Here is a 15,065-nt window from a genome sequence, read left to right on the forward strand (position 1 = left end):
GTTTAGGTAATGAGAAAATTCACATTTTATATATTTATATATTTTTTTCAAATAGCACTTGGCTACACTCAAGAATTAAAAACAGCATCCCTATTTACTGACAATATGGTGTTGCAGCAAGGTATGTCGGTTCCTGTTTGGGGAATTTCAAAACCCAATGAAAAAATTACAGTGAAATTTGCCAACCAAAGTAAATCTACCATTACTGGTATTGATGGTAAATGGATGGTAAAATTAGATCCGCTCTCGATTTCAAAAACAGGAAGGAAAATGAGTATTAGCGGGAATTCTGAAATTATACTTTCTAATATTTTGGTAGGTGAAGTATGGATTTGTTCTGGTCAATCGAACATGCAATTTTCGGTAAAAGCCGTTCCTGAAATAGAATCATTGATCCCTTTTGCGAGAAACATTCGGAGTTTTGAAGTGAAAAGAACAGTTTCATTTAAAGAAGAAGATAATGTAATTGGGAGTTGGTCTACTACCCTTCCCAGCAGTGCGGTAGCATTTGGATTTGCTTATTTTTTGGAATCCATTGGTGATGTTCCTGTGGGGATTATTCATGCTTCATGGGGCAGTTCTTCTATTGAAGCCTGGATGCCTAAAGATATGACTCATGATCTCCCCTATTTTAAAAAAATAATGGAAGATTTTGATAATGATATAACTACACAGAACAAAATTCAAAAGTCTCTAAATGCTAAAAATGGCTGGACTAACAAAGAAGATATATTTATGAGACGGCAACCTAATATACTTTACAATGCCATGATAAAACCATTAGCTCCTTACGCATGTAGAGGTTTGGTATGGTATCAAGGAGAACGTAATACGAGATATTTAACAGGAGTACCCGATGTTACAGAAGCCAACTGGTTTCATAATGTAATAGGTATGAAAGAATATGGAGACGTTTTAAAATTATGGATTGAACGTTACAGAAAAGAATGGCAGAATGACAACATGCACTTTTCAATTGTAATGCTTCCTGGTTTTGGCCAAGGCACAGTGGCTAATTCTGATATCGATTCTAAAAGTCCAACTGCAGCCTCTTGGGCATGGATGCGTGAATCTCAACTGAAAGCATTAGAAATCCCAAATACAAGTGTTGTTAACACGATTGATTTAGGTGATGAAAAAAATATTCATCCAACCGATAAATTTCCGTTGGCACAACGACTGGCTTTACAAGCCGCAAAATACACCCTCAATAAAAACATTGTTGCTGAAGGTCCAATATTTGATACTGTTGAAACTTATGACAACACTTTAATAGTTCATTTTAAAAATAGTAAAGGTTTAAAAACGGTTAACAGAAAAGCACCAACAGGATTTTGGATTGCAGATAGCTCATTAAAATGGGAAATTGCCGATGCGAAAATTGAAGGAGAAACCGTACTACTCCATAATTCAACAATAGAGAAGCCTTTATACATTCGTTATGCCTTTGCTGGAAAACCAGATGTGAATTTAGTCAACGAAAATAACTTACCTGCTTATCCGTTTAGAACTGATATTTAAATCACTAATTAAAATCTGCAGTAAGGGAAGCTATTGTATAGAACCAATGACAACCTATTTATTTATAGCTTAGATGAAAACCTTCATAAACATAACTTTCCACTCTATTATTTTATTAGTATTCTGTCTAATTGGAAAAGTTGCTCTGGCACAAAACCCGATTACAACTTTTAAGGGTATTTCAGACCCACACATTCGCGTTTTTAATGACACTATTTATCTTTATAGCGGACATGATGCTGCCCCAAATGATAAAACATGGGTGATGAAAGATTGGCGTGTTTTTGCAACAACAAATCTTTTAGATTGGAAACATTTACAAACTATCACTCCTAAAGATAATTATATGGATGATGGTAGCGAAGATTGTTGGGCTAGTGATGCCAGTGCGAGAAATGGAAATTACTACTTTTACTTCTCAGACAGAAAACGAGGTATTGGTGTCATGAAATCTAAACATCCAGCCGGAAATTTTACAGATGTCTTAAACAAACCTTTAGTTTCTCCCTTGCATGACCCTACTCTATTTACAGATGATGATAAGAACAAAACGCCTTATCTAATTTATGGAGATAAAACAGATGCATATTATATTGTTAAGTTAAATAATGATATGATTTCTACGGCAGAAACTCCCAAACCAATAGAAATAAAAGGAGATGCTTGGAAAGATGCACCTGAATGGATGGATAAAAACTATCTTTTCAAATATAAAGAATTATACTATCTAAGTTGGGGAAATCAATATGCCATATCCAAGAATATTTATGGTCCTTATGAATGTGTTGATGCTGTTGGTAGAGGATATAAGTTGGGTGAATTTGCACATGGTAGTTTTTTTTGGTGGAAAGGTCAGTTTTATCATATTTGGTGTTATTACATACGAGATGGATATAAGTTTAGAGAAAGCATTATAAGTTATTGCCATATTGATGATAATGGACAAATAGTTACTGACACCAACTTCTTAGATAAACATTTTAGCAATGGTGTTGGTCAGTATAACGCATCGTGGAAAAAAATTGAAGCAGAATGGTATTATGAAAAATCATCAAATATTAAAAAGCGAGGGCTGATGAATAAAGGATTTAGATTGACGAACATAAAAGATGGAAGCTGGATTCGATATGCTGAAATGTTATTCGAAAATGAAAATTATGAATTTCAACTGCAACTAAATAGTGTTCGGGGCAAAGGCTATTTAGAAATAAGACAAGGTAATTTATCTGGTCAAATTTTAGGAAGAATATCTATTGAATCAGATAATTTACAAAAGAAATACATCTTAAATAATATCAATTGCTTAAAAGGAAAAACAGATTTGTATTTAACATTTAAGGGAACCGAAGACTTTAATGTGGAATTAGATTATTTTAACTTCTTAAGAAAGTAATACATAAATTAGTATTGTTAATGTAACAAGTATAAGTCCTGCCGTTTTTACAGCCGGCCATGATTTTTCATCAGAACCTTTATCCATATAAGGATGCTCTTCAACGGTTGGAAATAAGTATGAAACTAAAAACATGATGATAAAATTAAGCACAAATTCTATCCCCCAAAGGTGTACAAAATGAATGTTTAAATCTAAAATAAATGTGGTTAAAATATAAAAAGTAAATCCAAAAAAGAGTCCCGCCTTAGCCCCTTTCGTATTAATTTGTTTAAAAAAGATACCAGCTATAATTATTGAAGAAATGGGAATAAAAAAGATTCCATTTAATTCTTGAAGCAATTGGTACAAACCTTCTGGAGCATAAGCTACCATTGGAGCTACACAGATAGCAATTATGGCTAAAACTACAGAAGACAATTTTCCATATTTCACTAATTTTGCATCTGAGACATTCTTATCTATTATCTTTTTGTAAATATCTAAGCAGAAAATAGTACTGGCTGAGTTTAAAACACTGTTAAAAGTGCTCAATACTGCTCCTAAAATAACAGCTGCAAAGAACCCATATAAATACGTAGGTAACACTTTTTTAACCAACATTGGGTAAATTAAATCAGGGGTTTCATAATATTGATCTTGAAAATAATAGAATGCTATAAGACCTGGTAAAACTATAATCGCCGGAACAAATAACTTTAAAACTCCTGTATATATCAATCCTTTTTGTGCTTCTACTAAGTTTTTTGCACCAAAAGCCCGTTGAATAATAGCTTGATTCATACCCCAGAAATAGAGCTGGTTAATCATTAACCCCGTAAATAATACAGAAAACGGGAGCACGGAATCAGGTTTTCCAATAATATCAAATTTATCAGGTGCAAAATCATAAACAGTACTTAATCCGGTAAGCATATTACCATCACCAATTTGATAAAGTGCAATCGTTGGTATTAGTAAACCACCAAGCATTAATCCTATACCATTTAAACTATCTGAATATGCAATAGCTTTTAAGCCACCAAAAACGGCATAGAAAGCTCCAATAACTCCAATAACCAAAACCGTAAAAATAAGTGAATGCTGTTTAGAAATGTTGAACATATTTGAGAAATCAAATACACTATCAATATTAATTGCACCAGAATACAATACTATAGGTAATAAGGTGATAACAAATGATGACATTAACAAAAAGGCGACTACTGAACGTACAGCTCCATCAAAACGTTTTTCTAAAAACTCGGGTATGGTAAAAATACCCATTTTCATAAATTTAGGAATGAAATAAATAGCTGCAATTACTAAAGCTATCGCGGAAGTGACTTCCCATGCAATAATAATGATACCATTTTTATAGGAGCTTCCATTCATACCTATTAAATGTTCGGTAGAAATGTTAGTAAGTATCATTGAACCAGCAATAATAGGTCCTGTTAGACTTTTACCTGCTAAAAAATACCCTTTTGAAGTTGTGAATTTATCTTTACGAAGTTTAAAAACAGTGTAAAATATTACAAAAAAAGTAAATCCAAAAAAACCCAAATAGGTATAAAACATAGTAAAAGTGTTGATTAGTTAGTTAGTGATTAAAATTTTAACGAAGATGGTAGGTATTTTGATACTAGCTCTTCATAATAAGGTCTGAGAGCTTTTGCATCTGGTTCTACGGGAGCTTTTGAATACAAATCATAGGGATTAAACTTTTTTACCCATTCAAACATTTCTAGATCCTTTTCATTCATCAAATGCGTATAGGCATTCTCACGATGTTGTGCATAAAAAGAATGGTATCTAATCATGTATAATGCAGGTTCTGGTAAGTAATTTTTTAATATTTGGTATAAATATTCATCATGACCCCAACTCATTTTCACCTTATCTAATCCACAATTAGGAGTATAAATTCCATATTTAGTATTATATCGTTCATCTTTAGCGTCTGGGTTCTTCTCAAAAAATTCAGGATATACAATGGTTTCTGAAAATTTACAACCTACTGGAAAAGTATCACCAACAACTGCCCATTGCGGTTCACCAAAAAGACATAATACCTTACCTAAATCATGAATAAAACCTGTAAGCACAAACCAATCTGGATGTCCATCTGCTCTTATCGCTTCAGACGTTTGCAATAGATGTTGAAATTGATCTAAATCAATATCAGGATCACTATCATCTACCAAGGTGTTCAGAAAATCTACGGCATCCCAAAGCGACATTTCTCTTTTATCAAACTTTAAAAATTCATTTTCTTTGTCACACACAAATTGATAAGTTTGATTGATATGGTTTACGCGGTAAAACTCCTTTACCGTATCTACGCGTTCAGAATCTATATAATTTCTAAATTCCTCCTTTTCTTTGTTAGTAGCCTTCGGGTTGGGGTAACGCTCTTTTAAGTTATCTTCCCAATCGTCAATATTATCCATCGGATTATCATTTATCATATCCATATTTTTTTAAATTTTAAATTTATTGGCTATCCGTTATTAATCTATCGTAACCTTGCGAATAAATATATTATATATTTCTATTGAAAAGATGGACTAATATTTCAAAATTATGGACAAATTCAACGATAAATCTTTGTGAGTAATCCATTTAGACCGATTCAATTAGACGATGATAATGTTAAAATTAAGTGAATTTTAGTTTTTATAAATGTTAAAGAATTTAGAAAACTCATTGAACTTTCCATGTTTTTGAATAAAAAATCCATTCTACAACTCTCCATCTTATGTAATTTTAACAAAATATTAATAACAACAAATAATTAACTTAAATTTTAACTAAACAATTAAATATGGAAAAATTAAAACTCTTACTAATTGTCTTTATGGTAGGTTTTTCAGTTAATACATGGGCCCAAACTACAGTTTCAGGTACAGTATTAGATGATTTACAAGAACCTTTACCAGGAGCAAGCGTTGTTGTAAAAGGTACAAACAATGGAGTTGTAACCGATTTTGATGGTAAATTCACTATTACCGTTAAAAATGAAAATGCTCGTTTATTAATCTCGTTTATAGGTTTTGAAACGAAGGAAATCAGCTTAGATGGATCATCTAATTACACTGTTCAATTAGAGGTTGGTGCAAATGCTTTAGACGAAGTAGTTGTCATTGGTTACGGTTCTGTAAAAAAGACTGACTTAACAGGAGCTGTTGCTTCTATTAGTGCAGCCACAATAACAGAACAGAAAAAAACAGATATCGGTCAAGCAATTCAAGGTAGAATTGCAGGGGTAGATGTTAGAGCGTTAAGTAATAAGCCTGGAGCTCCACTTTCAATAGATATTAGGGGTAATACCGTAATAAAAAATAATGACGCAGGACGTGATGGAATTAGTGATAATCTTGATAGTGACCTTTCCAAACCACTTTATGTAGTTGATGGAATATTCTTTGACGACATTAATATTTTAAACCCTGCAGACATCCAACAAATGGATGTATTAAAGGATGCATCAGCAACTGCCATTTATGGTGCTAGAGGTGCTAATGGTGTTGTTATTATCACTACCAAAAATGGTATTGAAGGAAAAACAGTTTTTAGCTATGAGGCTACTTTAGGGGTGCGTTCTGCTACTAACATTCCTGATTTTTACAATGGTGATGAATATGTTGGCTTTGTAGATAAGGTATTAAGAAGTACAGCTTGGAAAGGATTATTTAAAAATGGATATGAAGGTACTGTGGCTGACTATAATGGCCTAACAGTTGATTTGACGAGAGAATTTAAAAACACCAATGAAGAAGCTGATAATGTAGCCAATCGTCGTTATACAGACTGGGCTGGTGATTATAGAAAAACAGGCATACAAACAAGTCATAATTTAGCAATGTCTGGTGGTGCAAACGGCCTTACCTATAACGGTTCAATTGGATATTTAAATGATGAAGGAGTTATGGGTATTGAAGGTTATGAGCGTTACAATTTAAGTGCTTCTATAACAAAAAAAATTACTGATAAATTTACAGCGGGTGTAAAAGCTTACTTATCATTGTCTGAACGAGAAGAAGGAAGTAGAGAGTTATTTAGAAGTACACTACGTTTAGCTCCAACAGTTAACTCATTTGATCCAGATGGTAATGTTATTTTATTCCCAGATGATCAAGATGGTCGTTTTACCAATCCTTATTATGAAGATAAAGGTGCTTGGAAAGTGAATACAAAATCTTTAGATGTGATTGCTAATGTGTTTTTACAATATAAGCCTACAGAATGGATGAGCTTTAAAACGCAATTTGCTCCAAATATTAAGAACTCTAGATTTGGTGAATATAGAGGTTTATATACAAAAGCGGCACGGAATGACCCTTCAAGAATCCAATCACATTATGATGCTTCTTTTAAAACATCTTATACTTGGGATAATATTATAGATTTTGATTTTGATATTACAGATACCCAAAACTTAAAGGCTACTTTAATTTCTTCGGTTTATTATAATCAAAGTGAATACAGTAATATTGAGACACGGAATTTTGATACAGACGCGTATTCATTTTACAATACTTCTGCAGGTCTAGATGTTAGAGCTTATAAAACAAATTATAGAAAAGAAACTTTATCTTCCTTTGCGGGTCGTTTAAATTACAATATTTTAGATAAGTATTTATTTACATTCACAGGTAGGTATGACGGATCTTCTAAATTAGCGGTAAATAACAAATGGGCATTCTTTCCTTCTGCAGCATTTGCATGGAAAGCCAGTGAAGAAGATTTTTTACAAGATACAAGTTGGTTAAGTAATTTAAAATTCCGTTTAAGTTATGGTGAATCAGGTAATGATAGTCCGGTTAGTGCTTACAGTTCTTTAGCCTTTTTAGGTGGTGCTGATTATCTTTTCGGAGATACACATACTAATGGTGTAGATGTAAATGGATTACCTAATTATGATTTAACTTGGGAACGTTCTAAAGAAGTTAACTTTGGTATCGATCTAGGAATTATAAATAATAGAGTGCGTTTAGGTTTAGAGCTTTATAGAAAAAAAACAGTAGATGCAATTCTTAGTAGAACTTTATCAAATATTACTGGTTATGGATCGGCAATTGGAAATTATGGTTCTGTAGAGAATAAGGGTATTGAAATCACTTTAAATACTGTAAATGTTCAAACGGATAATTTCAAATGGTCTACAAGTTTAAATTTTGCTAAGAATAAAAACTCAATTTTAAAATTGGATGGTTCATTAGATAAAGAGACTTATGGATCACATGGTGTACTTCAAGTAGGTCAACCAGTTGATGCAATTTATGGCTACAAAAACGATGGCATATGGCAAATAGACGAAGCGGCTGAAGCTGCAGTTTACGGAGCCTTCCCTGGACAATATAAAGTAATAGATCAAGATAATAGTGGCACTTATGGGGCGGAAGATAAAGTTGTCTTGGGTCAAGTTTCTCCAGATTGGATTGGAGGTATGACAAATACTTTTACATATAAGAATTTAGATTTATCAATTCAAATATATACAAGACAAGGATCTTACGGTCATTCAGAGTTTTATTCGCACTTTACTCCTTATAACGGTGATGATGCTAAATTTAATAGTCTGGATATGAATTTTTGGACACCAAATAATCCAGATGCCAAGTATCCTGCTCCAGAATATGGCAATACAAATTGGTATTATGAAGATTTAAGTTTTGTGAAAGTGGGTAACATTGGTTTAGGCTATAATGCATCACAAGGTGTATTAGATAAATTAAAAATGGCTAGTTTAAGATTGTCTTTAGATGTACAAAATCCATTTACATTTACGGGTTACAAAGGACCTGACCCTGAAACTGCATTACAAAACTCTTATAATGCGGGTTACATGACAAAAACAGTATTATTCGGACTTAAGGTATCATATTAATTTTAAAATATTATTATAGATGAAAAAAATAAAAAATATAAATCAGATTATCGTCTTACTTGGTATTACACTATTATTTAGTGCCTGTAACAAGTATATAGAAGAAGATATTTATAGCGGTATTACAAGTGAGAACTTTATTGATGAAAATACCGCAGATCAATTAGTTGTAGGTCTATATGGAAATGTAAGAGGTGCTTTTCTAAATAGTGGTTACAAATATTTAGGAACCGATGTTTTCACCACACAATTAGAAATTTTTAACACTTCTAGTGAAAATGATTATGTCAGTTTTAATGCCTCACAAACCAACGGTATTTGGAATGCTAATTATGGTATAATTTCAAAGGCGAACACGGCTTTAAACAGATTTGAAAATGAAATTAACTGGAGTTCTGGTAAATTAGCTGATAAGACCTATGGGTTAGCTCAAATAAGAGCTTTGAGAGCTGTTGCCTTTTTTAATTTGGTACAACAATTTGGAGGTGTAGTTCTAGATTTAGAAGAACCTCAAAGTATTCGTAATGACTACACACGTTCTTCAGAGCAAGAAACATATACTTTAATTATTAGTGAGTTAGAAGCTGTTATTCCAGATTTAAAAGCTGATCCTGAAACAGGTAGATTTTCTAAACGTGCCGCACAACATGTATTGGCAGAAGTATATTTAACAAGAGCTTATAAAGATTATGGACAAAGCACTGATTTTCAAACTGCAGCCGATTTAGCTGTACAAGCCATTGATGGTTATGACATTAGAAGTCAATCTTTTGCTGAAGTTTTTGCTTATGACAATCAAGTGAATGACGAAATTCTTTTTGCTGGACAATATGGAGATACTGGTTTTTCAGAAGACAATGGCAATAACATGCACTCTTTTGGTATGTATCAAGTATTTAATTTACCTGGTGTAAGTAGAAAAAACCCTTATGGTGTTAAACTTAGCAATACAATGCCCACTCCTTACTTTTACTCTTTATTTACCGATAACGATTCTAGAGAAGATGTAACTATTCATAGAACAATAATAGCAGACGAAGAAAGTGGATTAGGTACTGATATAATTAATCCAGGTGATACTATTATCTATTTTCCGAAATATGCATTGAATGAAACAGAACTTAAAGATAAGTTAGATCGTTATTGGGTATATCAACCAGATCAATATTTATTTGGTAGACCTGATGATATTGATGGAGTAGTTTATAAGTATTCGTTAAATCCAGAGTTTATTAGTTTTCCAATATTAAAGAAATTTGATGATGAAATTTTTGAAGAAAGTGGTAGTGGTGCTCGTGACAATTTCATTTATAGAATAGCTGGTACCCATTTAATGGCAGCAGAAGCTTTTTTAGGTGCTGGTAATACTGCACAGGCTTTATTTCATTTAAATAGAGTTAGAGAACGAGCAACGGGTGTTGCTGATTATTACACCTCTATTGATTTAGATGATATTCTTGTTGAAAGAGCATTAGAGCTAATAGGTGAAGAAAATAGATGGACTGTTTTAAAACGTATGGGGAAATTAGAGGAAAGATTAATATATAATCCTCATTATGTAGATCACGGTGCGTTTGATGCTTCTAAACATTTATTGCGTCCTATCCCTGTAAAAGAGATTGAGATTTCTCCAGAAACCATGACACAAAATCCTGGTTACTAAGAATAAATCAGAGTATTTAAAATATATTATTTGAGTTAGTTTTTTATATAGGCAGGTAATTATACTACCTGCCTATATTTTAACAATAGCGTAATTAAAATGGCAAAAATCATACGTCATAGGGTAATCTTTTTTTATACAATTTTAAGCATCAGCTTATTAATATCATGTAAGCCAGACGTTGCCAAAAACCATACTATTTATTTAATCTATGGTGAAAATGCTTCAGAATTAGAATTAAATGCTATAAACGATTTAAAAGTAGATTTAACTAAAATCAGTGATACTGATATTCATATAATTTCAGAAAATAAAGAGACACCTTCTCAGGGTATATTCTTTGTACTTGGCACTCCAACATCAAGTACTTTAATCTCAAAAATGGCAACCAATGATGGATTAGCTATTAGTGTAATTCAACCTGGACCAAGGGGTGGTATTTGGGCTAAAAAAGAAATAAAAAACAACATACAAGCTATTGTAATAGCAGGTTCTGATGTACAAGGTATGCAATATGCCATCTATGATTACTCTAAGGAAATTCTAGGTGTAGATGCATTAGAATATTGGACAGGTACACAGCCAAATAAAAATAAGAAAATAAACTTTTTTGATTTTGAAGAAAGAACTATTTCCCCACCACAAATACCAATATTAGGTTATTTTGAAAATGATGTCGATGAATTGGCAAATTACCGTGGTAAGTTATTAGAATATGATTGGGAAAGTTATACCGAACTAATAAATTCTTTAGTTAGAATGCGTTATAATGCCATTCAACTTTTTGACATGTTGGGTCGTCCTGAATTTTTTACCAGACCTGAATATAAAAAATTAAATCCAGATTATAAACTTCGCGTTTCTTATGTTGATAGTTTGATAAACTATGCACATGAAAAAGGGATGATGGTTCAAATTGACATTAGCTTAGGTTATAAAATAAAACCATTAGATCAAAATAAAGCGGACTGTTGGACAGATTACAAACAAGATTGGATAGATACATGGACCTACTATTTTGAGGAAACACCCTTTGCAAAAGCTGATATTTTCTCATTACGCCCCAGAAATCAAGTATGGGATTGGGAATATAAAAGTTCTTGTGGTGAAGATAAAACAGAGGTATTTAATGAAGTATATCAAGTTTTAGGTGACTTAATTGATAAACACAATCCGAATGCTAAAAAAGTATTGGTCTGTTATGCGGATGGAATGGAAATGTTTAATAACAATTTCAGTCCTCCTAAAGATTGGTTAGTAGCATGGTCAGATGATGGATTTAGCGGTTTTAAGCATCTACCTGAAAGTACAAAAGGTTATGATTTCGGAACCTATATGCATGCCGGATTTTGGCTTAACCATACCGTACATGACCCCTACCCTAATAAAATAGATACCATAATGAAAAGTATGGTAAGAAAATATAAAGCTGACAAATATTGTTTGGTTAATGGGCAAACATTTCGTCCCTTTCTTTTAAATATGGAAGCCTTCTCTGAGTTATCAAAAAATGTTGAAGCCTTTGATGGTGATACCTTTTATAAAGAATGGACACAAAGATATTTTAATAATGAAGCTGCTGACTTTGCTATTAAATCAATGAAAAAGTTACATGAAGCACAATTAAATAGAGGCGGTTACGTAGAACATTTATGGGAAATTAGAGAAACAGTGTCTTACTTGAGTAATTCACCAATTAGACGGCCTGGTAAAACACCAGTGCCTTTTAATTACGAGGCTGTTGCTGAAAATTATGAGCATATCGATAAACGTTTAACGTTGGCAAAAGAGTCACTAGACTTTGCAACTAAAGGACTACAATTTGTATCTGAAGGCGACAATTTTTATAACGATTATATCGTACTTCCAATTCATCTTTATTTGGATTTAATAGATTTTGAAAATTGTTTACATAGGATGTCGAAATTTAAAAGGGCATTTGAAGAAACAAATGATAACAGTGAATTAGCTAAGGCTATTCAATTATTAGACGAAGCCCATAAGAAATTAGACATCATTCTTAAAAGAAGTTTGGAAGGCGACAAGAATAAAAAATGGAAAAATTGGTATAATCCAGAAATCAGAAGGCCAAATAATGGATTTCCATCCAAAGAAATGCTTGAAGCCATTCATACCAATTTGATGAAAATAAAAAGTAATTAAATGAAACGAGCATGTTCAGAATTTCATCATCCAAATGAATGTTTAATTGCGAACAGTCCCGATCCCGAAGCGTCGGGACGGGATGACCATTGAAAAATAATAACCATAAACACATGAAAATAAAAAATATTTTAACCTTAGGGTTCTTAATACTTAGCATCCTTTCTATTACGTTTCTTTCTTGTAAAAATGAAGGAGAAAAAGAAGCACAAAATACTTCAGAAGTAGAAGTATATTTGACTGATAAAGTGTACCCTATTTTAGATACAGAAAATTCTAGATGGTTTTTCTTTACATCAGCAAGCCGACCGTTTGGAATGGTAAATTTAAGTCCTGATACTGAAATTAATGGTGCCTGGGGAAGTGGATATCGATATGCCATTGATACTATAAAAGGATTTAGCCATATTCATGCTTGGCAAATTTCAGGTCTCTCCGTAATGCCTGTAACACTTTCTGAGGAAAATAATAAAACAATTTTTACCGATTTCTATTCAAAATTTAGTCACCAAAACGAAGTGATTAAACCAGGATATCATAAGGTTAAACTTGAAAGATATGGTATCAATGCTGAGTTAACAAGCACAAAGCGTGTTGGCTTTCATAAATATGCATTTCCGAAAGAAAAAAATTCGGGTATTTTATTCAATCTGAATACTGTATTGGGTCCTTGTGAAAATATTAATGGTGAGTTAGAAAAAATAGGTGATAAAGAATTTTCTGGAAAGCTTATTGCAGCCGCTACACATCGCAGGCCAAAACCCTTAACCATATACTTTAAAGTTGAGCTTAATCGAGCTTTCAAATCCATTGAACATGATGATGAAACTGGTAATTATTTAATCCGGTTTGATGCTTCAGAAGAACCTATTTTAATGAAAACGGGTATATCATATACTTCAATTGAAAATGCTTCGAATAATATAGCCTCAGAGTTACCTAAATGGAATTTTGATAAAATTGTAAAAGATTCTCATAATGAATGGGAAGGTTTATTAGGTCGAATTAAGGTCAAAGGAGGAACGGATCAAGAACAAAGACGTTTTTATACTGATCTTTGGCATGCTTTACAAGGCAGAAGGATAATTAGTGATGTAAATGGTGCCTATCCAGATAATACAGGAGCTACTTTTAAATTAGGTCAGCTTCCGTTAAATAAAGATGGAAAACCAAAATTTAATCATTTTAATTCAGACTCTTTTTGGGGTGCACAATGGACCATTAATACGTTATGGGGACTCGTTTATCCAGAAATAAAAGAAGAATTTGTACAATCACTTTTACAATATGAAAAAGATGGAGGTTTAATTCCAAGAGGCCCATCTGGTGGTAATTATACCTATGTAATGACAGGTGCTTCGAGTACACCATTTATAGTAAGTGCAATTCAGCAAGGTATAATTAAGGAAGATTTAGAAACTATATACCTAGCACTTAAAAAGAATCATATGCCAGGTGGCATAATGGAAAAAGCAGGATACGAACATAAAACAAATCTTGGTGGTGGTTTAACGTATTATATCGATAAGGGATACGTACCCTACCCTATTCCTGAAGGAAAATTTGGAGGTCATCAAGATGGTGCAAGCCTTACTATGGAATATGCTTATCAAGATTGGACCTTAGCTCAATTAGCAAAAAAACTGGGACATCAAGAAGATTATGATTATTTCTTGAATAGGTCAAAAAATTATTCAAATGTATTTGATGCTGAAACGGGCTGGATGCGACCAAAAAATGTGAATGGTATATGGAAAAATGATTTTGATCCCTATCAAGTAGAAAATGGTTTTATAGAATCAAACGGTGCACAATCTACATGGTTTGTACCTCATGATTTAAAAGGGTTAGCTAACTTAATGGGTGGAGATGAAAAAGCTATTGAAAAACTAAACAATCAATTCAAAACAGCTGAAAAATTGAATTTTACAGCAGGTAATTCACATTCTCAAGAATTACATCCAGAATATAGGCGGATTCCAATAAATTATGGAAACCAGCCTTCTATTCAGACTGCTTATATATTTAACAAATTGGGGCGTCCAGATTTAACTCAATATTGGTCTAGAAAAATTGTAGATAAAGCTTTTGGAGGTTTGGCACCCTCAACAGGATATAATGGAGATGAAGATCAAGGATTAATGGGCAGTCTAGCCGTGTTAATGAAGATTGGTTTGTTTCAAATGAATGGTGGAACGGATAGTGATTCAGAATATCAGATAGGAAGTCCTATTTTTGATGAAATAACGATTAAATTAAATCCTGATTATTATTCAGACAGTACCTTTACAATAAAAACAATAAATAATGGTCCAACCAATACCCTAGTCAATAAGGTTATGTTGAATAATAAGCCAGTTGAAAACTATAAATTAATTCATAGCGACGTTATTAAGGGAGGAACATTAATTTTAGAAATGACAAGTGAAGAAACTTTAAAAAATTAAAATATT

General features: G+C 32.6%; 8 protein-coding genes. 6 read left to right on the forward strand and 2 right to left on the reverse strand.

Going from position 1 to position 15,065, the window contains the following annotated elements; all coding sequences use genetic code 11:
• Nucleotides 1-9: 9 nt before the first annotated feature.
• Together JBL43_RS16685 and JBL43_RS16690 are read left to right on the forward strand one after the other, a co-directional pair.
• A complete protein-coding gene (locus tag JBL43_RS16685; RefSeq protein WP_198842548.1) occupies nt 10-1,521 on the forward strand; it encodes a sialate O-acetylesterase in 1,512 nt (503 codons plus the stop codon).
• Nucleotides 1,522-1,594: 73 nt separating this feature from the next.
• Nucleotides 1,595-2,914 (forward strand): family 43 glycosylhydrolase, encoded by a 1,320-nt coding sequence (locus tag JBL43_RS16690; protein ID WP_198842549.1) that lies wholly within the window; start codon nt 1,595-1,597, stop codon nt 2,912-2,914.
• Here the strand turns inward: JBL43_RS16690 and JBL43_RS16695 are convergent.
• Both JBL43_RS16695 and JBL43_RS16700 read right to left on the reverse strand, forming a co-directional pair.
• A complete protein-coding gene (locus JBL43_RS16695; RefSeq protein ID WP_198842550.1) occupies nt 2,903-4,474 on the reverse strand; it encodes a solute:sodium symporter family transporter in 1,572 nt (523 codons plus the stop codon). The genes JBL43_RS16690 and JBL43_RS16695 overlap by 12 nt on opposite strands.
• A 29-nt stretch (nt 4,475-4,503) precedes the next feature.
• A complete protein-coding gene (locus tag JBL43_RS16700; protein ID WP_198842551.1) occupies nt 4,504-5,370 on the reverse strand; it encodes an inositol oxygenase family protein in 867 nt (288 codons plus the stop codon).
• 350 nt (nt 5,371-5,720) lie between these two features.
• Between JBL43_RS16700 and JBL43_RS16705 the strand changes: the two genes are divergently transcribed.
• The 4 genes from JBL43_RS16705 (at nt 5,721) to JBL43_RS16720 (ending at nt 15,059) form a co-directional block, all read left to right on the forward strand.
• Nucleotides 5,721-8,786 (forward strand): SusC/RagA family TonB-linked outer membrane protein, encoded by a 3,066-nt coding sequence (locus JBL43_RS16705; protein WP_198842552.1) that lies wholly within the window; start codon nt 5,721-5,723, stop codon nt 8,784-8,786.
• Nucleotides 8,787-8,805: 19 nt separating this feature from the next.
• Nucleotides 8,806-10,449: a RagB/SusD family nutrient uptake outer membrane protein gene (locus JBL43_RS16710; RefSeq protein ID WP_198842553.1), complete on the forward strand. Its 1,644-nt coding sequence runs from the start codon at nt 8,806-8,808 to the stop codon at nt 10,447-10,449.
• 99 nt (nt 10,450-10,548) lie between these two features.
• Entirely contained in the window at nt 10,549-12,612 is a 2,064-nt protein-coding gene (locus JBL43_RS16715; protein WP_198842554.1) for a glycosyl hydrolase 115 family protein, read from the forward strand.
• A 113-nt stretch (nt 12,613-12,725) separates the two neighbouring features.
• Nucleotides 12,726-15,059 carry a GH92 family glycosyl hydrolase gene (locus JBL43_RS16720; protein ID WP_198842555.1) on the forward strand — a complete coding sequence of 778 codons (2,334 nt, stop codon included), beginning with the start codon at nt 12,726-12,728 and terminating at the stop codon, nt 15,057-15,059.
• Nucleotides 15,060-15,065: the final 6 nt, after the last annotated feature.

Source organism: Aureibaculum flavum (assembly GCF_016406085.1).
Taxonomy (GTDB): Bacteria; Bacteroidota; Bacteroidia; order Flavobacteriales; family Flavobacteriaceae; genus Aureibaculum; species Aureibaculum flavum.

Bases quoted from the DNA above. Each gene is read 5' to 3' on its own strand.
- JBL43_RS16685 (WP_198842548.1), top strand. From the start codon at position 10: ATGAGAAAATTCACATTTTATATATTTATATATTTTTTTCAAATAGCA.
- JBL43_RS16690 (WP_198842549.1), top strand. From the start codon at position 1,595: ATGAAAACCTTCATAAACATAACTTTCCACTCTATTATTTTATTAGTA.
- JBL43_RS16695 (WP_198842550.1), bottom strand. From the start codon at position 4,474: ATGTTTTATACCTATTTGGGTTTTTTTGGATTTACTTTTTTTGTAATA.
- JBL43_RS16700 (WP_198842551.1), bottom strand. From the start codon at position 5,370: ATGGATATGATAAATGATAATCCGATGGATAATATTGACGATTGGGAA.
- JBL43_RS16705 (WP_198842552.1), top strand. From the start codon at position 5,721: ATGGAAAAATTAAAACTCTTACTAATTGTCTTTATGGTAGGTTTTTCA.
- JBL43_RS16710 (WP_198842553.1), top strand. From the start codon at position 8,806: ATGAAAAAAATAAAAAATATAAATCAGATTATCGTCTTACTTGGTATT.
- JBL43_RS16715 (WP_198842554.1), top strand. From the start codon at position 10,549: ATGGCAAAAATCATACGTCATAGGGTAATCTTTTTTTATACAATTTTA.
- JBL43_RS16720 (WP_198842555.1), top strand. From the start codon at position 12,726: ATGAAAATAAAAAATATTTTAACCTTAGGGTTCTTAATACTTAGCATC.